The organism is Thermosipho sp. 1070, from assembly GCF_001682135.1.
Taxonomy (GTDB): Bacteria; Thermotogota; Thermotogae; order Thermotogales; family Fervidobacteriaceae; genus Thermosipho; species Thermosipho affectus.
The window spans coordinates 387,239-411,038 of the sequence record NZ_CP007121.1; the positions used below are offsets into that span (position 1 = coordinate 387,239).

Genomic DNA, 23,800 nt, shown 5'->3' on the forward strand with positions numbered 1-23,800 from the left:
TTCACCTACTCTTCTGGTGCAAAAAGAATTTTCCCACCAAAATACAATAAAACAACCCCAAAAATTATTAAAGATATATTTTGTAGTAAAAATTTCCCAAAAGAATCCTGCTTAAATATAGAATGCTTAAAATTATCAAATATATACATTATGGGTAAAAAATAAGTAATGTTTTTTAAAAATTTTGGAAGAAAATCTATGGGAAAGTATATTCCAGAAAAAAATATAAAAATGGTATACAAAAATTGCGCAACAGAATTTGCAAATTTTTCAAACAAAATACTCAAAAGTATTCCAATACCCAGCATCCCCAAGACAGCCGAAATAAATGAAAACGCAAAAAATAGATAATCAACCTTTAAGTTTATATTGAAAAGAAAAATTCCAACAAGTCTTACAACAACAAAAGAAATTAGACTTACTATAAATTGAGAAAGAGAAAACGAAAGTACAAACAAAAATGCACTTAGAGGTAATACTCTAAATCTCCTTATTATTCCAATTTTTCTATATCTTTCAAATAAATTTATGGCTGAAAACATACCAATTGAAACCAATGACAAAACAAAAGAACCCAAGTAAATACTTTCTTTTTCATTTAAAACTTTATAATCTAAAATCCTTTCGTTTATTTTTACAATTTCTCTGAAATCAATAGTATCTACTTTACGTTTCAAGCCATCGATCCACAAGTCAACGGTATAATCGTTATAATTTTTGTAAACTACAATTTTTTTGCTTTCTACAAATGCCGATGCTGCGTAATTATATCTATCCTTCATCAACGCATTTTTATTACTATAGTACTTTCCAGGTATATCCAAAGGCTTATCACTAAAGTATGCAAATGAAACTTCTTTTTCATTTGAAAAAACTTGAGCAAACATTATAAAAAACACAACTGGTAAAAGAATCCCAAAGAAAAAAGATATCTTATTTCTAAAAGATTCTAAAAACAACGCTTTTATAAGATTAATCATTTGAAAATACCTCAACAAAAATTTCGTGATCTTCTTTGTCAATGTTTACAATTCTTATTTCGTCAAGACAAGTGTTATTCTTCGTAAACTTTTCTATACTTTCTTTAAAAATTTCCGCACACCTTTTCACTGGAAAACCATATATACCACTGCTAATTGCGGGAAATGCTATGGTTTTTACCCCAAGTTCACACGCTTTTTTTAAAGCACTTAAAATTGCACTTTTCAATTTTTCTTCTTCTTTATTTTTTCCACCATGCCAAATTGGCCCTACTGCGTGGATTATATATTTTGCTTCTAAATTTCCCGCAAAGGTCACCGCTACATCACCTGTATTCACAGGCCCATATTTTTGAACATATTCATCGCTTTCTTTTTGTATTGAATAACCTCCTTTTTTCAAAATTGCACCAGCAACCCCTCCACCATGTTTCAACCAAGTATTTGCCGCATTAACAATCACATCAACTTTTTCTTTTGTAATATCTCCGTTTATCAACTTTACCAAAACATTATTAACCCTCACTTCCATATCTTTTCACCCCTTTCCACAGCTTGTCAACTATCTCTTTAAACCGCTTTTCTTTTCCAATAGACTTTGGTGTGTAAAAAATACTATCTGAAATTTTATCTGGAAGGTAAGATCTCTTAATAAATCCCCCATAATAATGTGGATTTTTATAACCACTTTTTTCCACGTTGAGTAAATTAAATGGAACTTTTAAATCAGGTGTTTTTTTAGCTAGTTCCATAGCTTTTGAAATAGCAATAGTTGATGAATTACTTTTTGGCGCTAAGGAAAGATAAATTACACATTCTGAAAGGTTTAAAACACACTCTGGAAGTCCCACTAATTCCACGGCTTGCGCCGTAGCGGTAGCAATTAAAATGGCCATAGGATCTGCAAGACCTATATCTTCACTTGCAAGTATAACTAATCTCCTTGCTATGAATCGAGGATCCTCACCACCTTCAAGCATACGAGCCATGTAATATAAAGCAGCATCTGGATCACTACCTCTTATACTCTTAATAAATGCAGATGCAAGGTTATAATGTTCTTTTTTTGTATAAAACTTTTTTCCCTCTCCACTATAAATTTTTATTATTTCCTCATCAACAACGTCTTTTTCTAAAGAAAGTGCTATTTCACTTAATACATCGTATAAATTTATGGCAAAACGTGCATCGCCTGCTGAATTTTTTACTATAAATTCCATTACTTCCTCTTCTACACTAACCTTTTTTTTATTTATGGCACGTTCAATTATCTTCTTTAAATCAGATTCGCTCAACCTTTTAAAAGCAATTACCTTTACTCTGGATAAAAGGGCAGGGTTAATCATTTTAAATGGATTTTCAGTAGTTGCCCCAATAAAGATGTAACTTCCCTTTTCTATACCAGGTAAAAAGATATCCTGTTGTTTCTTATTAAACCTATGTATTTCATCTACAAAAAGCAGTATTTTTTTGACATCTTTTACCTTTTCTGCGTAATCCAAAATCTTCTTTATATCCAACGTTGAAGTTATCGCAGCATTAAAATGATAGATTTCGTAATCAGTATGTTTTTTTATAACATCTAATGTAGAAGTTTTACCACACCCTGGTGGACCATAAAAAATAGAGGAAAATAAATTGTTCCTTTCAATGGCAATCTTTAATATACCAGCTTTTCCAAACAAATGGTTTTGCCCAACTATATCCCCCAAACTTTTAGGCCTTAAAATTTCGTTTAAACCATTCAACTGTAAGTCTCAACCCCTTTTCAATATCAACTGTAGGTTTCCATCTTAATTCTTCAAGTGCCTTTGTATAACACAATACACTTTTTCTAATGTCCCCCTTTCTTGGTGGACCGTAAATGGGATCTTTTTCATACTTTATAATCTTTTTTAAGTACCCAAAAAGTTGATTAACACTTGTTTCAACGGAAGTTCCTATGTTTATTTCAAGACCGCTTCTTGCTTTTACTGCACGTAAATTGGCATTTGCCACATCTTCTACATACACATAATCTCTAATATATTCTCCATCACCATTTATAGTTACATTTTCACCTTTTAACATACGAGACACAAATATCGCTACTACTCCTGCTTCTCCAAATGGATTTTGTCTTGGACCATATACATTTGCATAGCGTAAAACTGTGTAATTTAATCCAAATTCGTGCTTTGCAAATCTTAAATAATTTTCAACGGAAAACTTTGCAATACCATATGGTGAAATAGGCTTGGGACAAATAGCTTCAGGTGTGGGGTAAATATCAACATCATCACCATATATCGCCCCACCCGTTGAAGAAAAAATAAATTTTTTCACATCTAAATCTATGGAAAGCTTTATGAGATTTAAACTACCTACTATGTTTACATTTGCATCTTCCACTGGATTTTTCACAGAAACAGAAACACTTGCTTGGGCTGCAAGATGGAAGACATAATCAAATTTATATTCATTAAAAATTTCACGCATTTTATTTTCATCTCTTATATCTGCTACTATTAACGTTGCATTTTTGTTTACATTTTCTCTTTTTCCCTTTGATAAATTGTCCACAACGACAACATCATAACCATTGTCTACAAGTTTATCAACTACGTGAGATCCAATAAATCCTGCTCCACCTGTAACTAAAACTTTCATTAGTCATCCTCCTTTAACCTTAATTTAAGTTTTAGCGCTTCTTTTGGGACATTTTTCACACCCAATTTTTTCCTTTGTTCTTTCAAAAACTTTATAAGTCCTTCTGCCTTTGTTTCATCAAAATCAATCATTATAGCATAAAAACGTCTTAATTGTTTTCTTGTTTCATTATCTAAACCGTATATCATAAGTTCGGCAACTTGCTGTGCCCTAGATTCTGAAAAACCTATAACGTACATAAAGAAATACTTCACTCTAAGTTCTCCATTGTAAATAGTGATCGCAATTCTTCTTCCTTTATTGGTTAATCTTATAAATCCATATCTTTCGTGTTCTACATAACCTAAATTAACCAACTTTTTCACAGCAGTAGTAACACTAGGATAACTAACATTTTTTATCTTTGCAACTTCTGAAATTCTTGTAACCCCTTTTTCTTTTGACAACTTGTATATAGTTACAAGGTAGTTTTCAAGAGCAGGAGTTAACTTTTTAATCGCCATTTTCTCTCTCCTTTAAAAATTGGTCATAATACTTTCTAACTCTTTTAATATCCTGCCACGTAAGGTCTTTAGGTGAACCTTTTGCCTTTGAAGGATTTCTCAACAAATAACTTGGATGAAACATAGGAAATATTATTACTCCACCCTTCCATATAAACTCATTTCCCCTAACTTTAGTAATTGCAACATTTTTTCCTAAAAATAATTCCAAAGCAGGCTTTCCCAATGTGACAATCATCTTTGGATTTATTATTTCTAATTGAGCAAATAAAAAGTGAGAACACACCCTTGCCTCTTCCTTTGTAGGCGTCCTGTTATTCGGGGGTCTGCATTTAACAATATTAGTTATATACACATCTTCTCTTTTAATATTAACGGATTCCAAAATCTTGGTTAATAACTGACCTGCCCTTCCAACAAACGGTTTACCTTGAATATCCTCTTCTTCACCTGGCCCTTCTCCAACAAAAACAATGGGACTATTTAAATTTCCTTCACCAGGTACTACATTGGTTCGATTTTCATGTAACGAACATGATTTACATTTCTTTATCCTTTCAATTATAACTTTCATTAACTCTTCTTTACTCATACTTTACCCCCAAATTATTAATTTTATCTAACTTTGTTAGTATTATACCACACATCAAAAAATTTTAAAATTTTCAATTGTTACAAAATAGAAAAATACAATCATAAAATATTAACCGTATTAACCTATACGATATGATAAAATAAAGTTAGACTTAGATTTTCAAGGAGGTGTAATAATGTCAAAGAAATGGGTTTATTTCTTTGCCAATGGCCAAGCAGAAGGCCGTGCAGATATGAAAGAGATTCTTGGAGGAAAGGGCGCAAATCTCGCCGAAATGACTAACATTGGTATTCCTGTACCACCAGGATTTACTATTTCAACCGAAGTTTGTAAATATTACTATGACCATGGAAAAACATACCCAGAAGATTTAAAAACACAAGTAGATGAAGCATTAAAAAGATTAGAAGAAGTTACAGGGAAAAAACTAGGTGACCCAGAGAAACCTTTGCTTGTCTCAGTCAGGTCAGGAGCAGCTGTTTCCATGCCTGGTATGATGGACACAATTTTAAATCTTGGACTCAACGATGAAACCGTAAAAGGGCTTGCAAGACTTACAAATAATGAAAGATTTGCATACGATGCATACAGAAGATTTTTGCAAATGTTTGGTGATACAGCACTTGGAATTTCACATGCAGAATTTGAAAAAGCGTTAGAAGCAAGAAAAAAAGCCAAAGGTGTTAAATTGGATGTTGAACTTGATGCAGAAGACCTTAAAGCATTAGTTGAAGATTACAAAAAAATCTACGAAAAATTTGGAAAAGAATTTCCACAAGATACATACAAACAACTTTGGGCTGCGATTGACGCAGTTTTTGGTTCTTGGATGAACGAAAGGGCAATAAAATACAGACAAATTAACAACATAAAAGAAGGAGAATTACTCGGTACTGCTGTTAATATTGTTACAATGGTCTTTGGTAACATGGGAGAAGATTGCGGTACAGGTGTTTGTTTTACAAGAGACCCAAACACAGGAGAGAAGAAACCATATGGTGAATTCTTACAAAATGCACAAGGTGAAGATGTTGTTGCAGGTATAAGAACTCCCGTTCCACTAGATGAGCTCAAGAAAATCAACGAAAATGTATACAACGAACTTCTCAGCATCATGAAAAATCTTGAAAAACATTATAAAGACATGCAAGATATAGAATTTACAATTGAAAAAGGTAAACTTTACATTCTTCAAACGAGAAATGGCAAAAGAACAAGTCAAGCTGCTATTAAAATAGCCGTAGATCTTGTCCATGAAGGACTTATTGATAAAGAAACGGCAGTTATACGTGTCAAACCCGAAGATGTGGAAAGGGTTCTCCACGCAAAATTCGATGAAAATGAAATTAAAAACACAAAATTAATTGCCAAAGGGCTTCCCGCATCTCCAGGTGCAGCAACCGGTAAGGTTTACTTTGATGCTGCAAAAGTTGAAGAAATGGCAAAAAAAGGAGAACCAGTTATCCTTGTAAGACCTGAAACAAGTCCTGAAGATGTTGGTGGAATGAACGCAGCAGAAGGTATACTTACTGCTAGAGGCGGTATGACTTCGCACGCAGCAGTGGTTGCAAGAGGAATGGGAAAACCAGCAGTAGTTGGTGCAGAAGACATCTTCGTAGATGAAGAAAACTTGGAATTTAAGGTTAACGACGTCGTCGTAAAAGAAGGAGATTGGATCTCAATAGATGGTACAACGGGCAGTGTTTATCTTGGAAAAGTTAAGACAGTAAAACCACAAGGTCTTGAAGGACCCGTTGCTGAACTTCTAACCTGGGCCGATGAAATTAGAAGACTCGGTGTAAGAACTAACGCGGATGTACCAAGAGATGCAAAAGTTGCAAGAGATTTTGGTGCAGAAGGTATAGGGCTTTGCAGAACAGAGCATATGTTCTTTGAAAAAGATAGAATTCCCAAAGTAAGAAGAATGATCGTTGCCAAAACAAAAGAACAGAGAGAAGCAGCACTTGCGGAATTATTACCTCTTCAAAAAGATGACTTTAAGGGATTGTTTAGAACAATGAAAGGATTACCTGTAACCATAAGGCTTATAGATCCTCCTCTACATGAATTTTTACCACACGATGAAGAACAGATGAAAGAAGTAGCTGAACAAATAGGTATTACTGTTGAAGAATTAAAAACGGTAGTTGAACAACTTCACGAATTGAATCCAATGCTTGGACATAGAGGTTGTAGGCTTACAATCACTTATCCAGAAATTGCAGTAATGCAAACTAAAGCTATAATCGGCGCTGCAATTGAACTAAAGAAAGAAGAAAATATCGATGTAATTCCAGAAATAATGATACCTCTTGTAGGACATATCAACGAGTTAAAATACGTAAAGAAAATAGTAGTTGAAACGGCCGACTCACTTATAAAAGAATCTGGTATAGAATTAACGTACAAAGTAGGTACAATGATTGAAATCCCAAGAGCTGCCGTGACAGCTGATCAAATAGCACAAGAAGCGGAATTTTTCAGTTTTGGAACAAACGACTTAACACAAATGACATTTGGGTTCAGCCGTGACGATGTTGGAAAATTCATGCCAGAATACCTTGAAAAAGGTATACTCGAACATGATCCATTCAAGAGTCTTGATTGGGATGGCGTAGGTCAATTGGTTAAGATGGGAACCGAAAAGGGCAAAAGCACAAGAAAAGACCTTAAAGTTGGAGTTTGTGGCGAACACGGTGGTGATCCAAGATCCATTCTATTCTTTGACGCAGCAGGTCTTGATTATGTAAGCTGTTCTCCATACAGGGTACCAGTTGCAAGAATAGCAGCAGCTCAAGCAACAATTAAAAATAGAAAATAACATTCATTATACACTAATGGGCCCATATGGGCCCATTAGTATTTGGAGGTGTTAGTGTGTCATTTCTATTATTTTCAATCGCATCTTCAATTATTCTATACTTTTTTACAAAATCTTATCTTTATTTTTCCCTAATTTTTCTGGGAATTTATTATTTCAAAAAAGACAATTTAAAATTACAAAGTCTATTAAGCTTAACGCTTATTTTAATGATAGCGTTGGCTTTTTTTTCAACTATTCGTGGTTATGAACCAAAAGGTCTAATTCTTCTACTTATTGCAACATTTTCTTCAATATTGTATGATATACTTAAAAAGCCTATTTGGAGTATACCTTTTTTCTCGCTTTTGGGTATATCAATTTCAATGATTGGTTCTATAAAATACGGAAATCTAGGGTATTTTTTTGGACTTTTGATAATTCCAATATTTCTAAGAGAGTTTAGAAAAAGGGGTGAAAAAAGTTGAAAACCCTTATTTTAGCGGCAGGTATGGGAAAAAGAATGAATTCAAAATATCCAAAAGTTATACATGAAATTTTTGGAAAACCCATGATTTTGTGGGTAATTGAAACTGCAAAAAAATTTGGAGAGGTTGCAGTTGTTTTAGGTCACAAATATGAAATGGTAGAAGATAAACTATCAAGTGATGTGAGAATTTACATCCAAAAAAAGCAACTGGGGACAGCACATGCGGTAATGTCCGCAATTGAATTTGTATCTAAAGATGATAATTTATTGATATTATACGGAGATGTACCATTTATATCATATGAAACTTTAAAAAGACTTGAAAAAGTACATTTGGAAAGTAACAGTGATGTTACTATACTAACGGCAATATTGGAAAATCCTAGCGGATATGGTAGGATTGTAAGAGATGATAAAATAAAGATAATAGAAGACAAAGACGCAGACGATGAAGTCAAAAAGATCAAAGAAATAAATACGGGAATTTATATTATAAAAGGTAGATATTTAATAGAAAATATAAATAAAATCAATAACAATAACGCACAAGGTGAGTATTATCTCACAGATATTTTGAAATTTACGGAAAAAATTTCAACTGTTATAACCGAAAATATAGATGAAATAACAGGTATTAATGATAGAATACAACTTGCAAGGTTAGAAAAAAGAATAAGAAAAAAAATCAATGAAAAATTAATGAAAGAAGGGGTAAGGATAATTGACCCTGATGTAGTTTATATAGATCCTCAAGTAAAGATTGGAAAAGACACCATTATTTACCCTTTTACATTTATAGAAGGGGATACGACAATAGGTGAAGATTGTATCATAGGTCCCATGACAAGAATTAAAAATTCCAAAATAGGAAATAATGTAATTATAAATAGATCCGAAGTTAAAAAAGCAGAAGTAAAAGATAACGTATCTGTCGGTCCATATGCGAGATTGAGGGAAGGAACAACATTAGACACAAACGTTAAGATAGGAAATTTTGTTGAAACGAAAAAAACAGTTATGGGGCAAAATAGCAAAGCACAACATTTAACTTACTTAGGTGACGCAACTATTGGAAAAAATGTCAACATTGGTGCTGGGACTATAACGTGTAATTACGATGGAAAAAAGAAACATCCCACGTTTATTGAAGATAATGTATTTATTGGAAGCAACAGCTCACTAGTTGCACCTGTGAAAATCGGAAAAAATTCCATTACTGCTGCAGGTTCAACAATTACAAACAATGTTCCCGAAAATAGCCTTGCTATCGCAAGGGAAAGACAGATTAACAAAGAAAATTGGGTTTTAAAAAAAGGGGGAAATAAAAATGCAAATAACAAAAAATGAAATGAAAATTTTTACGGGAAATGCAAATAGAGAACTTGCAATAAAGGTTTCAGAGTATATAGGCACAAGACTTGCAGATTGTGAAGTCGGTAAATTTGCTGATGGAGAAATAAATGTAAAAATTGGTGAAACTGTTAGAGGACATGATACATTTATTATTCAACCCACATGTCCTCCGGTAAATGAAAATTTAATGGAACTTTTAATAATGATAGATGCACTTAAAAGGGCGTCAGCAAATAGTATAGCTGTTGTTATACCATACTACGGTTATGCAAGACAAGATAGAAAAGCTAAAGGCCGTGATCCAATAACCGCAAAGCTAGTGGCGAATTTACTTACAGTTGCAGGGGCAACTAGGGTAATGACTGTTGATTTACATTCAGAGCAAATTCAAGGCTTTTTTGATATACCACTTGATAATTTGTGGAGTTTTCCCATATTTGCAAAAAAATTAAAAAGCGATAAAATATTAGAAGATGATTACGTTATAGTATCACCAGATGTTGGTGGCGTAAAAAGGGCACGACAATTTGCAGAAAGATTGGGTGGTCCACTTGCAATCTTAGACAAAAGAAGACCAAAGGATAATGTTGCAGAAATTTTAAATATAATAGGTGATGTAAAAGATAAAACTGCAGTTATTGTTGATGATATTGCCGATACGGCAAGGTCTTTAGTAAATGCCGCAAAGATAATAAAAGAAAATGGTGCAAAGAAAGTTATTGCATGTATTACTCACCCCGTTCTTTCAGACGGTGCAATCGAAAGGATTCAAAAATCTGTAATAGAGAAGATATACGTTTCAGACTCGATTAGTCACGAGAATTTACCGGATAAATTTTCAGTCGTTTCACTTGCACCACTACTCGGTGAAGCGATCATGCGAGTAAGAAAGAACTTATCGGTGAGCATACTTTTTAGACAATAATAAAACCCATAAAAATAAAAAGAGGAGGTTTTAGTATGGCAGAGCACAAACTTGAGGCCCTGGTAAGAAGTGTTATTGGAAACAAAAGGGCTGTCAGAAGATTGAGAAAACAAGGTTTTGTACCTGGTGTTGTTTATGGGCCAGATATTGAACCACTATCTATTTCCATTAGAAAGACAAATTTGATTAAACTTCTTCACGAAGTAACAGAAGCAAGTGCTATTACACTTAACGTTAAGGATGACTCTGGAAAAGAAGTATTTTCCCACGTAGCATTTATTAAAAACGTACAATATGATAAATTAACCGACGAAGTTAAACATATTGATTTCTACGTACCAGAAAAAGGACATAAAATGAACATTAACATACCTATTGAATTTGTAGGAAAGCCAAAAGGTGTGGAAAAAGGCGGAGTTATTGAAGTAATTCACCACGAACTTCCAGTTGAAACATTGCCATCTGTAATAATTGAAAAATTGGAAATTGATATTAGCAACTTAAATCTTGGTGAATCATTGCACGTTTCAGATTTGAAACTTCCAGAAGGTATGGAAGCTGAACTTCCAGAAAATGAACCCATAATTACAGTTGCCGTTCCAAGAGGCATGGAAGTTGAAGGAGAAGAAACAGCAGAAGAACCAGTAGAACCTGAAGTTATTGAAAAAGGTAAAAAGGAGGAAGAATAATATAATTTTAGTTGTTGGTCTTGGAAATCCCGGTCCACGTTATGCCTTCACTAGGCATAACGTGGGTTTTATGTTTCTAGATAAAATAGCAAGTTCATGGAAAAAAAAATATAATTTCGAATATTCTATAAAAGATAACCTATACATGGTTAAACCTTTGACATATATGAATCTTAGTGGCGATATATTTAACTATTTAAACCCAGATGATTTTGATGATATAATTATAGTGTACGATGATGTAAGTTTACCACTTGGAAAAATAAGAATAAGAAAAAAAGGTTCACATGGTGGACATAACGGTATAAAATCGCTAATATCGTATCTTGGAACCAATTTTAAAAGAATTCGAATAGGCATTGGACCTTTACCTGAAAATACTGAGTTGGTGAATTTCGTATTGGGAGAATTTTCAAATACGGAATTGAAAATATTAGACAAAGTATTAATACTATCCATTGAAGCTTTAAAATCTATAATCAATGATGGGATTGATAAAGCCATGAGCCTCTTCAACTCAAAAGAGGTGAAAGTGTGAAAAAGTGTAATAGATGTGGAAGAAAAGCCGATTTCTTTTTAATAGTTGATATAGATATTGCAAAAAAAGAAATAGCATTTTGCAAAAGTTGTCTTGAAGAAACAATAAAATATGACACAACAAAATACACAAAAGCTGGAGTAGAATTAATTGCTGCACATATAGAGTATGCAGAGGATATATTCTCTGAGTCCACTAAATTTATAGTAAACAATGTTGAGATTTTAACTTTAATGCCTCTTGCTGTACAAAGCGCATTATTCAAACATGATGAATTAACAAAAAAACGATTAATAAAAGACATACAACAAAGACAATTATTTTTCTTAAAGCAAAAACTCAACAAAGCTTTAAAAAGTGAACAATATAATATTGCCAAAAAAATAAAAGAACAAATTGATAATTTGAGCAATCAAGAGTAAATTTGTTTTTCCCACCTATAAAATGTTATAATCTTCTTGACATGATAGCCATAATAATATTCGTATTCTTTTTAAATTTTTTACCGTTATTTTACGGTACTTTTTTTGCATTTATACATAACAATTCATTCACTTTATCAGTGCTGCTTGCCACGTTAAAGGCCAAATATTTTTACTTGAGCCTTATCATTTCTGTATTATATGCTATCCTTTCAAGCATTTTATCCACATACATTGCACTCTACCTATCAAAGGTACTAAAAAAAATACTCATTTTTTTAATAATTGGATGGGTCATTCCACCTTACATTGGCGTCCCAATATTTAGGACATTTTTTGAAAAATATACGGATATTACCGTAAATCCGGTTTTGTCGTTTATTGTATCAATACTAATTTCCTCGTGGTTTTTAATACCTTTTTCCGCATTCTTTTTGTATTCGTATATCAAAAATATCAATCAAAAATATCTTGAAGCATTTTTGTTAGATTCAAATAATATAAGCTTATACTACAACAAAATAGTAATTCCAAATATCAAAGGAGCAATAAGTGCAGTATTGTTTTTAAATTTCATATCCGCCTTTAAAGATTTTCAAGTACCATGGCTTCTTTTAGAAGGCGGTGCACCTATGAAAATAGGAATTACTAATAAAGGAATTATAGGTGCAACTACAAATCTTGAGGTTCTTATTTACAAATTCTTCAATCAAAATATTGATACATCAAAAATAGCGGCTATCTTTACACTTACAATTACGTTTTTAAGTTCTTTTTATTTTTTTAGAAAAAAGATACGTATAAAGTTTAATATTTCAATATTTAACAAAATTTTAGCTTACATATGGATATTTACAATAATTGCTTTTTTCCTAATAATAATCAACCTTTCATTTTCAAGTTCCCCAAGTATATATTTAAAAGGTCATTTTACACTCGATAACTTTCAAAAAGTGTTTAGCAAAGATTTTTTCAATTCTTTTTTCAACACTTTTATTATTTCATTTTCAGTATCTTTTCTTGGAATTTTCCTATCTACATATTTTGCATTTAAACTTCTACATTTTCGTTTTGGAAAATCTTTTCTCGCCTTTTTTAATTTTTCAAAAATATTTTTTGGATTACACTCATTGATATTCATATTTTACATATTTTCAAAAATCCACATATTAAATACATTCTTTTCTGTAATACTTGTTATAACGTCAAAAAATTTGCCTTTTCTAACATTACTTTCATTTTACACATTTAAAGATTTTCCAGAAGAATTATTCTATCTTTCGAAGCTAGATGGCCTTTCAAACAACAAATTCTTTTTTAAAATACTAATCCCAAACAATTTTCCATTAATCTCTTCACTATTCTTGCTCTCTACTTTAAATAGTTTTAACTCTTTTCTTCCTCCACTTTTATTTTTATACGATGCCAAAAAATACCCGTTGAGTCTACTTCTTTACAACTACGTTGGAACAATAAGCAATCACTATCCACAATGGAATGTGTTTTCAGCAATAAGTATAATAAATCTATTAATATTAATCTTTCTTTCAATAATATTAATAAAAATAACAGATATTTCCCATCTACAATATTACTAAATTACTAAGGAGGGGTTGTTGTGAAGAAATTATTTGGATTTATATTTTTATTTTTTTCCATATTGTATTTTTCAACTGATTTACCCGAATACCACGTAATTGAATTAATAAAGCCATTTAAAGAAATAAGAAAAATCACAATTTACACGGAAAAAAATATCTATAATGTAGATCTTTATGATACAGTCTTAAAAGATTCAAACTCTTACTATTTTAAAGGTGAAAAAATAAAAGAAATAAAAGTAGATGGTAAATACCTTAAAGAAAAAAATTGGGAAATTTGGCTTTCTTGGGAAGGAACAGATGACATAAAAACATTTATTGAAAATTATACAAAGTTAAATGATGTAAAAATTAAAGTTTTGTCTATACCCAAAATTTCTTCTAAAATTATCCCACAAAGTAAAAGTAATATCAAACTTCCAGATGTAATAATGGCAAGCGCATTTAATTATCCCACATACAAAAAGTTAAATATAATAAAAGGTAATGCATACAACTTCTATTTTGACACACAGGTTGTTTATGTAAATAAAAAATTTGAAGGTATGATAAAAAATTGGGACATAAAGGAGATAGAAAAAATACTAAAAACAACCGGTAAAAAAATTGCAATAAATCCAATTAGTGCATATTGGTTTTCTACATTTTTAATGGGGTACGGAAAAATCCCACTAATTGGTGAAAAATTTGTTTTAAACGATGAAATAACAAAAAAAGCAATCCTCAAGATTAAAAGTTGGTATAAAAATGGATACTTTGATTTTCTAAATAAACAAGCACAAATAGCATCATTCAACAGCGAGGAATCAATATTTATGTTTCAAGGGACATTTTTATATCCTACCCTAAAAAAACTAATGCCAAATAAGTTTATTGTGAAACCACTACCAAAACCATTAATCCCATTTAAAGATTACAAAGTATTCGTTACAACAAAAGATGGAAATGAAGATTTCACAAAGTGGTTAACACTGCTATTAAAATCCCCAAGGTTTAAAAAGTTTTTTTCAGAAAAATATTATAAATTTTTTGACGAAACAATGCCTGGAAAATCTATACCATTTGATTTAAGATACGTTAACTTTCACAAAAATGTAAGTGATATACTAAAACTAATATTACTTGATAAAATAGAAATCAACAAAGCACTAGATAATTTGGAGAGAATCGTAAATGAGTAATTTTATAATTTGGCTTACGGGAAAAAGTGGTACGGGAAAGTCTACTCTTGCAAAGAAACTAAATGAATATTATCAAAATTCAATAATATTAGAAGGATATGAAATTTTTAAGAATATAAATCTCGATATAAAAGCAAGAATGCTAATTCTTGGAAATATTTCGTATCTGCTTTCTAAAAAATTTATAGTAATAGTCCCTTCTGTATCTCCATTAAAAAAAATAAGAAAACAAATTTCAAAAAATTCTCCTGTAAAATTTTTTGAAATCTATATCTCTTCAAAATTGAAAGAAAAAAACACCCCATTTTCAAAATATGTAGATTCAATATACGAGATATCAGATGACTTTGATCTTGAAATCAATACATCACTTCACAATATTGATGAATGTGTTAGAATTATAATAGAATATGTAAACAAAAATATACAAGGGGTATAAAATGGATTATATTGTAGTAAAAGGCGCAAAAGTTCATAATCTAAAAAACATAACTGTTAAAATTCCAAAAAATAAATTGACAGTTATAACTGGTTTATCAGGCTCAGGAAAAAGTTCTTTAGCCCTTGATACCATTTACATAGAAGGACAGAGAAGATATCTTGAAAGTCTTTCATCATATGCACGTCAATTTATCGGAAACTTAAAAAAACCAGATGTAGAAAGTATAGAAGGCCTTTCTCCTTCCATAGCCATTGATCAAAAGAGTGTATCTCACAATCCACGTTCCACAGTAGGAACGATCACAGAAATTTATGATCTCCTACGTGTGTTGTATGCAAAAATTGGAGAACCCCACTGTTATAAATGTGGTAGAAAACTTGAAAAAATGAGTATTGATGAAATAGTAAAAGACGTATACAAAAATTTTGACGGAAAAAGAATATACGTAGAATCTCCTATTGCAATTGAAAAAAAAGGAACATTCAAAGATGTATTTGAAAAACTTTTAGAAAAAGGTTATGTAAGAGTAGAAGTAGACAACAAAATATACAGAATTGAAGAGGTACCTGAATTAAACAAAAACATAAGACACAATATTTTCTTAGTAGTGGATAGATTAAAATTAAAAGCTGACAAAGATACAAAATACAGAGTTTTCGATTCTATAGAACTAGCTCTAAAGGAAGGAAATGGCGTTATATATATAAAAAATATGGATGATAACACTACAAAAATATACTCTGAAAAAATGATGTGCCCTACTTGTGGAATATCCATGCCGGAAATTACTCCAAAACTTTTTTCGTTCAATAGCCCATACGGGGCATGTCAAAGGTGTCATGGCCTGGGATTCACATTAGAAGTTGATCCTGAAAAGGTTATTGATTTTGACAAACCTGTTTTTGAAGCTATCCAAATTGGGCACAAAGAAGATGGATGGATCCCACGAAAGATCAAAAAGATATTAAAAATTTATGGTGGATCTCCCAAAAAACCATTCAGAGAACTTTCCGAAGACACACAAGAAGCTATCTTGTATGGTACCACTTTCTTTGATGGACTTATCCCAATTGTCCGCCAAAGATACGAATACGCATCTTCCGAAGAAGGGAGACAATGGATACTAAACAAATTTTTCATAGAAAACACCTGTCATGCATGTAACGGAAAAAGGTTAAGAAAAGAAGCACTATCAGTTTTGATAGAAAAAATAAATATAACTGATTTTACAGAACTTCCCATTTCACAAGAATACGAATTTATCAAATCACTAAAGGAAAAATTACCCTCCAAGAAGATGGAGATAGTAAAAGAATTAATAGAAGAACTAGAAAAAAGGCTTTTATTCTTGAATGAAGTAGGGCTTGGTTATCTTACCCTTTCAAGGAATGTAAAAACTCTATCCGGAGGAGAAGCACAAAGAATAAGACTTGCAACTCAAATTGGATCAGGTTTAACAGGTGTTACGTATGTACTTGATGAACCAACTATTGGATTACACCAAAGTGATAACGAAAAATTAATCGGCACTCTAAAAAAGCTCAGAGATTTGGGTAATACTGTAATAGTAGTTGAACATGATGAAGATGTGATTAAAAACGCAGATTACCTTATAGACATTGGCCCTAAAGCCGGAGTAAATGGTGGAAAAGTTGTATTTCAAGGGCCAATATCTAAAATTAAAAACGCAAAAAATTCAATTACTGCAAAGTATCTAACTGGAAAATTAAAAATAGAAGTTCCAGATAAGAGAAGAAAAGGAAATGGAAAAGAACTCGTGCTTGTAGGTGCTAAACACAACAATTTAAAAAACCTCACAGTTACATTTCCATTAGGAACATTTATATGCATTACAGGGGTATCTGGTTCTGGAAAAAGTTCTTTAATTTTAGATACACTATACCCAACATTAATGAACCATCTCCATAACTCAAAATTACAAACAGGTGCATATGATTATATAGAAGGTTTAGAGTATATAGACAAAGTTATTGCAATTGATCAATCTCCAATAGGTAGAACACCAAGAAGTAATCCCGCTACTTATACAAAAGTATTTGATGAAATTAGAAAACTATTTTCAATGACCCCTCTTGCAAAAGCAAGAGGATATAACTCAGGACGCTTTAGTTTCAACGTAAAAGGTGGAAGGTGTGAACATTGCAAAGGGCAGGGTGTAATAAAGGTTGAAATGTTATTTTTACCAGACGTATACGTTGAATGTGAAGTATGTAAAGGGAAAAGATACAACAGTGAAACTTTAGAAGTTACATACAAAGAAAAAAATATTTCGGAAATATTAGACATGACTGTAGAAGAAGCACTGGAGTTTTTTAAAAACATTCCCAGCATCTACTCTACACTAAGTGTATTAAACGAAGTGGGACTTTCATATATAAAACTTGGGCAACCGGCACCTACTTTATCAGGCGGTGAAGCACAGCGTGTAAAACTTGCATCTGAACTTAAGAAAAAAGCTACTGGAAAAACAATCTACATACTTGATGAACCAACAGTCGGTTTACACTTTGACGATGTCAAAAAATTAATCCATGTACTAAATAAACTTGTTGATAAAGGTAATACTGTAATAGTTATAGAACATAACTTGGATGTAATTAAAACAGCAGACTACATAATAGATTTAGGCCCAACAGGTGGAGATGATGGAGGATATATAGTTGCAAAAGGCACACCTGAACAAATAGCACATTCCAAAAAATCATTAACTGGAAAATATCTAAAAAAAATCCTAGGAGGATAAGGATGGATTACCTGGAAAATTTTAGAGATTATCTTGCACACGTTAGAAGACATTCGGAAAATACCCTAAAAGCCTACATAAAAGATGTAAGGAAATTTTTTGAATTTACAAAAAAAAATATTTCAGATATTGAGAGAAGTGACATTGAATCTTTTTTAAAAGCACTATCCAAAGGACAAATTACTGGTGATAGCCCTAGAGAAACTACTATATCAAGATACATATCCAGTTTAAATTCATTTTTTAGCTATCTTGAATTATCCGGTGTAATCTCTTCAAACCCAATGGAAAGAATTAAACATCCAAGAATTAGAAGAAAAATCCCAGATTTTTTGACCGAAGATGAAGTGCAAAAATTAATTTCTTCATTTTCTGAGGAAAATAAGTTACGGCAAAAAACTGCTATCTCTCTTTTATACTTTGCAGGTCTTCGTATAAGTGAACTTTGTAATCTAAGGGTATCGGATATTTCTTTTATTCCACCTTTTTTAAGAGTGGAAATGGGAAAGGGAAGAAAAGATAGATTAGTACCTCTTCCAGATAAGGTAGTTCCACTATTACAAAAATACATTGACACATTTAATCCAAAAATATACGTATTTGAAAACGGAAAAAAACACGTACATCCTTCTACAGTATTCAGATGGATTAAAGAAGGGGTAAAAAAAGCCCAAATAAAAAAAGATGTACATCCACATACTTTAAGACATTCATATGCCACACATTTAATCAGAAAAGGAGTCAACATAAAGGTTGTTCAAGAACTTTTGGGACATACAAATTTAAATACAACCAGCATATACCTACATGTTGCAGACCAAGAAAAATTTGACGCAGTAAGAAAATTATAGCCCTCCAAATGGAGGGCTATAATTTTATTTATCTATCGAATAAAACGCTTTTAATCCTTTGTATTCAGCAACTTCTCCAAGTTCTTCTTCGATTCTCAACAATTGGTTGTATTTTGCAATTCTTTCACTTCTTGAAAGAGAACCCGTCTTAATTTGTCCCGCATTTGTGGCAACTGCTAAATCCGCAATAAATGTATCTTCTGTTTCTCCAGACCTATGTGAAATAACATTAGTCATGTTATTTGTTTTTGCCATTTCTATTGCATTAAGTGTTTCTGTAACTGAACCTATTTGGTTTAATTTAATTAATATCGAATTTGTTGCTTTTACTTCTATTCCTTTTGCTAGTCTTTTTACGTTAGTAACGTATAAATCGTCTCCGACAATCTGAACTTTCTTTCCTAATCTTTCATTAAATTTACTATATGATTCCCAATCCTCTTGATCAAATGGATCTTCAATTGAAATAATAGGATATTTGTTCACAAGAGATTCGTAATATTCTATTAATTCGTCTGACGTTTTTTCAGAACCATCAATAAAGTATTTTTTTGTCTCCTCATTGTAAAACTCACTTGCAGCAACATCCAGCGCAATGAATATATCTTTTCCAGGAACATATCCTGCTGTTTCAATTGCTTTAATTAAAACTTGTATTGCTTCTTCATTACTATTAAGATTTGGTGCAAATCCTCCTTCATCACCAACGGCCGTAACATGACCTGCTTCTTTTAAAATTTTCTTTAATGCATGGAAGGTTTCTGCTCCATATCTTAGGGCTTCTCTAAAGCTTGGTGCACCTGCTGGTACTATCATAAATTCTTGAATATCCAAATTATTGTCCGCGTGAGCTCCACCATTAATAACATTCATTAATGGCACAGGTAATACTTTTGCGCTAACTCCACCAAGATATTTATAAAGTGGCAAATCTAATGAATTTGCTGCTGCTCTTGCAACTGCCATTGATACACCTAAAATTGCATTTGCACCTATATTACTTTTATTTTCCGTTCCATCAATTTCAAGTAATGTTTTATCAATAAAGGTTTGATCATATGCGTTTAATCCTAACAATTTAGGGGCAATTTTTTCGTTCACATTTTCAACTGCCTTTAATACTCCTTTTCCTCCGTATCTTTTATCACCATCTCTTAATTCTAACGCTTCAAATTTTCCAGTAGATGCCCCTGAAGGTACAATTGCCCTTCCAATAGAACCATCTTCAAGCATAACTTCAACTTCAACAGTAGGATTTCCGCGGGAATCGAGCACTTCTCTCGCAAAAACATCAATAATTTCAATGTACATAAACTCACCTCCAAGTTTTTTATTTCACAATTATATTATACCTAAAAAATGTTTCAATTTATATATATAAATATTACAAATAAAAACCCCCGCACAATGCGGGGGCAATTTCAAACAAACCTTATATTAGAAACTTACACTCCAGCTAAGTTTTGCATACCATTGTGCATCGTCTTTATTGATATCTGCTGAACCATTTCCATCTTTATCATAAAGTGTTCCATAGAATGCGCATATTGTTGTGTTATCATCAAGTGCATAGCTCACCTTTGCATTGTATCCAAACTCATTTCCATCTGTTAAGTATTTTACAGAAGTAGAAAGTGTAAATTTATCAACTGGTGTTACACTTGCATTTGCATCAACCGTCAAATTTGTTGCTGCTGAAACTACATCATTCCATGCTGCAGATACATCCGCATTTACCATATCATTTTCAAATGATGCGTTTACACTAACTGGAACTGTAAATTCTGTTGGTGTAGAAAGATCAGCAATTTTTAATGTTGCTTTTGCGCCTAATGTTACAGGAGAAATTTCATAGGATACTTCCGCACCAACTGTGAGTTTCTTTGCATCACTATCTCCTGCATATTCGAACATAGAAACGTTTTCTTTCCATGCAAATGTTTGGGTAAGTGTTACGATAGAAAATTCTGCCTTGATACTTTCGGAAATACCATATGCCGTTGTGTTTGTACCATCCACCATACCAAACACACCATCAAGATCTACTGTAGCAATACCAAGATCTAACGATGTCTTTGCATTTAGACCATATTCGAACGTATTTGCTGTCGCAACTGTGTCTGCATCGTAAAATGCCGCTGCTAAATCAACACCTGCAACGCTATACTTTACACCTACAAAATCGTTGAACCATTTTTCTCCAGTTAACACACCAGTGTTGTAATCAACTGTTCTTAAAATGTCTTGGTATACCAAGGTAAGTCCTTCAACTCCACTAAGTGTTACTGCAATGTTTCCTTCAGCACTCATCAATGGATTTCCATCATTATCCGTACCAACGAAATATTGGAATGCACTTGCACCATTTGCATATGTAAGAGCAAAAATGCTGTTTTCAAAGCTAATGCTAGAAAGTGTTAAAGATTTTCCGATTAAATCGATTCCAAAGCTTACTCCAAATTGTGAGTCAGAAGATGGTGACCAACTTACCTTTGGCTTAATTAATGCACCTGAAACATCCAAACCTTTTTCATCTACACCCAATGTAAAACTTGCACTACCACTCCAAGAAACTACAGGTGTAGCTTCTGCTGCAAAAACTGCCGTTAAAACAAACAACGATACTAATAATACCAAAAGCTTCTTCATACGCACAAACCTCCCTTTTTAATATAATTAATAACAATTACTTATTTTATTTAATAAATGCTGCATATACACCCAAACCAACACCAACGACACCTAAAATTAAACCAAATATCGAAAGCATATTTGTTGAATCCACTTTCTTAGATACAGCATCTAAATCTTCCTTTGCTGCTTTTGTTTCAATTGCGGATTTATTTTCATCTACTGCTGCCTTTACATTAGTTACCTCTGTTTTTAACCCTTCAACATTCTTATTAGTCTTTTCAATCTGTTTCCTTAAAGCATATTCTACTTCTCCAAGTTTTGCGGCAAGACCATTTAAAGTATCCGAATTAAATTGTGCTATATCTTTTATCTCACTTAATTTTCTATCTACACCTTTTATCTTTACGTTTATGTATTTAACCAACCTTGCATCAAGAGATTTTATACTCTCTGAATTTTGATAAACAAGATTTCTCAACATTGGAATTGCATTATTAACATTTGTTTCAACATTCAATAATTTAGCAGATAGCTCTGTATATTTTTCATCTGTATATTTAGCGGCATTTTCTTCAGCTAATGTTACTTTTTTGTACAAGAAATTAATTTGATCGTTTATTGGATCCAAAGATTTATTAATCATTTTTTCTACATCTTCAGATGAAACTTTCTTTGTTAAAGATTCATAAATCCTAATAACATCTTTATCAATAACATCTAACCTCTTTGATAAAACCTCAACATCTTCCTTTTTTGCTACATCTTTAAGTGCTTTTTTTAAGCTTCCGGAAATTTCATATAAAGCATTTATGTCGTTTTCATGAACATCAACTGTTACAGAAACCTTTTGAATCTCTTTTTCAAGTAAATTCATTACACGTGCCAAAAACACCGCAAGTTCATACCTTGTTATGTTACTAGCCCCCCTAAATGTTCCATCTGGATAACCTGTTACAATACCCGCTTTCTCTAACATCATTACTGAATCGTATGCCCAATGATTCTCTGGTACGTCTTTTAGTTCTGCAAAAATAAACGCTGAAACTAAAACCATAGCAACAATAACTAACAATCTTTTCATGAAAATACCTCCCTTCCTATTTTGTGTTACATTTAAATTACCATACAGGTTTATTATAACATTTTTTGTTAAGATATTTCAAGCCTTTTTTTAATTAAATTTAATCTTTTACAACCAATCTAAAGAATTTTCTTTTGCCAACTTTTAATACATGCTCTTTTTCGACCGTAACAAAATCTTTAAAACTTTTTACTTTATTTCCATCGAACTTCACGCCACCTTGGTTAACAATCCTTTTTGCCTCACTCCTACTTGATGTTGCTTCAACCAAAATCATCAAATCTACTATGTTGTACTCTCCCTCCTTTATTTCAATTTCAGGCATTTCATCTGGTAATTCTTTTTTCCTAAATACTTTTACAAAATTTTCTTCAGCTTCTTTTGCAATGTTCTCATCGTAAAAAAATGCCACTATTTCCCTTGCAAGTCTCATTTTTACATCTCTTGGATTTATCTTTGCTGCTTTCATCAACTTTTCGTATTCATCTATTTCGTTTTCTGGAATATTTGTCACAAGCCTCATATACTTTATTATTAGTTCATCAGGTATAGACATTACTTTACCGTACATATTATTCGGTTCATCGGTAAATGCAATGTAGTTATCGTAGCTTTTACTCATCTTTAATTTTCCATCCGTTCCTTCAATAATAGGCATTGTCATTACTATCTGAGGTTTTAGTCCAAATTCCTCTTGAATTTTCCTTCCGACTAAGAAGTTAAAAAGTTGATCAGTCCCGCCAATTTCCACATCGGCCTCTATCGCAACAGAATCATATGCTTGCGCTAAAGGATATAAAAACTCGGCAATACTTATAGGTTGCCCTTCTGATAAACGCTTAGAGAAATCATCCCTTTCTAACATCCTTGCAACTGTATACTTTCCAGCAAGTTTGACTACATCGGCAAAATCCATCTTCCCAAGCCATTCATTATTAAATCTAACTTCCGTCTTATCTTTGTCCAATATCTTAAATGCTTGATTTGCGTAAGTTTCGGCATTTTTTCTGACTTCCTCAGCAGACAGCATGGGCCTTGTTGTGTTTCTTCCAGTAGGATCCCCAATCATAGCGGTAAAATCGCCAATAATCAAAATAACATGATGACCTAAATCTTGAAATTCCTTTAATTTTTTCAAAACAACGGCATGTCCCAAGTGAAGGTCTGGCCTAGACGGATCAACTCCCAACTTTATTCTAAGTGGTCTATTTTCTTTCAATCTTTCTACTAACTCTTCCTCTGAAATTAAATCTACTACATTTCTTTTGAGTATTTCAAGTTGACTCTGCAAAAAAAACCACC

General features: G+C 32.2%; 22 protein-coding genes. 12 read left to right on the forward strand and 10 right to left on the reverse strand.

Annotation, left to right across the window (positions count from 1 at the left end):
• Window positions 1–5 precede the first annotated feature (5 nt).
• The 6 genes from Y592_RS01910 to Y592_RS01935 are packed head-to-tail and all read right to left on the reverse strand — an operon-like array spanning window position 6 to window position 4,724.
• Window positions 6–980, reverse strand: a complete 975-nt coding sequence (locus Y592_RS01910) for an ABC transporter permease (RefSeq protein ID WP_088368838.1) — start codon at window positions 978–980, stop codon at window positions 6–8.
• Entirely contained in the window at window positions 973–1,512 is a 540-nt protein-coding gene (locus Y592_RS01915; protein WP_075665382.1) for a macro domain-containing protein, read from the reverse strand. Before Y592_RS01915 ends, Y592_RS01910 begins: the two co-directional genes overlap by 8 nt.
• Window positions 1,496–2,728 (reverse strand): replication-associated recombination protein A, encoded by a 1,233-nt coding sequence (locus tag Y592_RS01920; RefSeq protein ID WP_075665383.1) that lies wholly within the window; start codon window positions 2,726–2,728, stop codon window positions 1,496–1,498. The genes Y592_RS01915 and Y592_RS01920 overlap by 17 nt, the downstream gene beginning before the upstream one ends.
• Entirely contained in the window at window positions 2,697–3,629 is a 933-nt protein-coding gene (locus tag Y592_RS01925; protein WP_075665384.1) for an SDR family NAD(P)-dependent oxidoreductase, read from the reverse strand. The genes Y592_RS01920 and Y592_RS01925 overlap by 32 nt, the downstream gene beginning before the upstream one ends.
• Window positions 3,629–4,132 (reverse strand): metal-dependent transcriptional regulator, encoded by a 504-nt coding sequence (locus Y592_RS01930; RefSeq protein ID WP_075665385.1) that lies wholly within the window; start codon window positions 4,130–4,132, stop codon window positions 3,629–3,631. The genes Y592_RS01925 and Y592_RS01930 overlap by 1 nt, the downstream gene beginning before the upstream one ends.
• On the reverse strand, window positions 4,122–4,724 hold the full coding sequence (locus Y592_RS01935) for a uracil-DNA glycosylase (protein ID WP_075665386.1): 603 nt from the start codon (window positions 4,722–4,724) through the stop codon (window positions 4,122–4,124). Before Y592_RS01935 ends, Y592_RS01930 begins: the two co-directional genes overlap by 11 nt.
• 178 nt (window positions 4,725–4,902) lie before the next feature.
• Between Y592_RS01935 and ppdK the strand changes: the two genes are divergently transcribed.
• Genes ppdK through xerA form a run of 12 tightly spaced genes read left to right on the forward strand, consistent with a single transcriptional unit; the run spans window position 4,903 to window position 18,783 of the window.
• Window positions 4,903–7,548 carry a pyruvate, phosphate dikinase gene (ppdK, locus tag Y592_RS01940; protein ID WP_075665387.1) on the forward strand — a complete coding sequence of 882 codons (2,646 nt, stop codon included), beginning with the start codon at window positions 4,903–4,905 and terminating at the stop codon, window positions 7,546–7,548.
• A gap of 56 nt (window positions 7,549–7,604) precedes the next feature.
• On the forward strand, window positions 7,605–8,015 hold the full coding sequence (locus tag Y592_RS01945; protein ID WP_075665388.1) for a hypothetical protein: 411 nt from the start codon (window positions 7,605–7,607) through the stop codon (window positions 8,013–8,015).
• Window positions 8,012–9,364, forward strand: coding sequence for a bifunctional UDP-N-acetylglucosamine diphosphorylase/glucosamine-1-phosphate N-acetyltransferase GlmU (gene glmU, locus Y592_RS01950; RefSeq protein WP_075665389.1), 1,353 nt, complete (start codon window positions 8,012–8,014; stop codon window positions 9,362–9,364). The genes Y592_RS01945 and glmU overlap by 4 nt, the downstream gene beginning before the upstream one ends.
• Complete coding sequence (locus Y592_RS01955; protein WP_075665390.1) at window positions 9,345–10,295, forward strand: ribose-phosphate pyrophosphokinase; 951 nt, start codon at window positions 9,345–9,347, stop codon at window positions 10,293–10,295. Before glmU ends, Y592_RS01955 begins: the two co-directional genes overlap by 20 nt.
• Before the next feature lie 35 nt (window positions 10,296–10,330).
• Window positions 10,331–10,984: a 50S ribosomal protein L25 gene (locus Y592_RS01960; protein WP_075665391.1), complete on the forward strand. Its 654-nt coding sequence runs from the start codon at window positions 10,331–10,333 to the stop codon at window positions 10,982–10,984.
• 4 nt (window positions 10,985–10,988) lie between these two features.
• On the forward strand, window positions 10,989–11,522 hold the full coding sequence (pth, locus tag Y592_RS01965) for an aminoacyl-tRNA hydrolase (RefSeq protein WP_075666680.1): 534 nt from the start codon (window positions 10,989–10,991) through the stop codon (window positions 11,520–11,522).
• Window positions 11,519–11,944, forward strand: coding sequence for a hypothetical protein (locus Y592_RS01970; RefSeq protein ID WP_075665392.1), 426 nt, complete (start codon window positions 11,519–11,521; stop codon window positions 11,942–11,944). Before pth ends, Y592_RS01970 begins: the two co-directional genes overlap by 4 nt.
• 41 nt (window positions 11,945–11,985) lie before the next feature.
• Entirely contained in the window at window positions 11,986–13,542 is a 1,557-nt protein-coding gene (locus Y592_RS01975) for an ABC transporter permease subunit (RefSeq protein WP_075666681.1), read from the forward strand.
• 20 nt (window positions 13,543–13,562) lie between these two features.
• Window positions 13,563–14,726 (forward strand): hypothetical protein, encoded by a 1,164-nt coding sequence (locus Y592_RS01980; RefSeq protein WP_075665393.1) that lies wholly within the window; start codon window positions 13,563–13,565, stop codon window positions 14,724–14,726.
• Window positions 14,719–15,165: an adenylyl-sulfate kinase gene (locus Y592_RS01985; RefSeq protein ID WP_088368839.1), complete on the forward strand. Its 447-nt coding sequence runs from the start codon at window positions 14,719–14,721 to the stop codon at window positions 15,163–15,165. Before Y592_RS01980 ends, Y592_RS01985 begins: the two co-directional genes overlap by 8 nt.
• 1 nt (window position 15,166) lies before the next feature.
• Window positions 15,167–17,932, forward strand: a complete 2,766-nt coding sequence (gene uvrA / locus Y592_RS01990) for an excinuclease ABC subunit UvrA (protein WP_075665395.1) — start codon at window positions 15,167–15,169, stop codon at window positions 17,930–17,932.
• Window positions 17,933–17,934: 2 nt separating this feature from the next.
• Window positions 17,935–18,783 (forward strand): site-specific tyrosine recombinase/integron integrase, encoded by an 849-nt coding sequence (gene xerA, locus Y592_RS01995; protein WP_075665396.1) that lies wholly within the window; start codon window positions 17,935–17,937, stop codon window positions 18,781–18,783.
• Window positions 18,784–18,807: 24 nt separating this feature from the next.
• Here the strand turns inward: xerA and eno are convergent, their stop codons facing one another.
• The 4 genes from eno to tyrS form a co-directional block, all read right to left on the reverse strand.
• Window positions 18,808–20,094 carry a phosphopyruvate hydratase gene (gene eno, locus Y592_RS02000; RefSeq protein WP_075665397.1) on the reverse strand — a complete coding sequence of 429 codons (1,287 nt, stop codon included), beginning with the start codon at window positions 20,092–20,094 and terminating at the stop codon, window positions 18,808–18,810.
• Window positions 20,095–20,220: 126 nt separating this feature from the next.
• Window positions 20,221–21,432 carry a hypothetical protein gene (locus Y592_RS02005; RefSeq protein ID WP_075665398.1) on the reverse strand — a complete coding sequence of 404 codons (1,212 nt, stop codon included), beginning with the start codon at window positions 21,430–21,432 and terminating at the stop codon, window positions 20,221–20,223.
• A 46-nt stretch (window positions 21,433–21,478) separates the two neighbouring features.
• Window positions 21,479–22,498 carry an S-layer homology domain-containing protein gene (locus Y592_RS02010; RefSeq protein ID WP_088368840.1) on the reverse strand — a complete coding sequence of 340 codons (1,020 nt, stop codon included), beginning with the start codon at window positions 22,496–22,498 and terminating at the stop codon, window positions 21,479–21,481.
• Between the two features lie 100 nt (window positions 22,499–22,598).
• Window positions 22,599–23,789, reverse strand: coding sequence for a tyrosine--tRNA ligase (gene tyrS / locus Y592_RS02015; protein WP_075665400.1), 1,191 nt, complete (start codon window positions 23,787–23,789; stop codon window positions 22,599–22,601).
• Window positions 23,790–23,800: the final 11 nt, after the last annotated feature.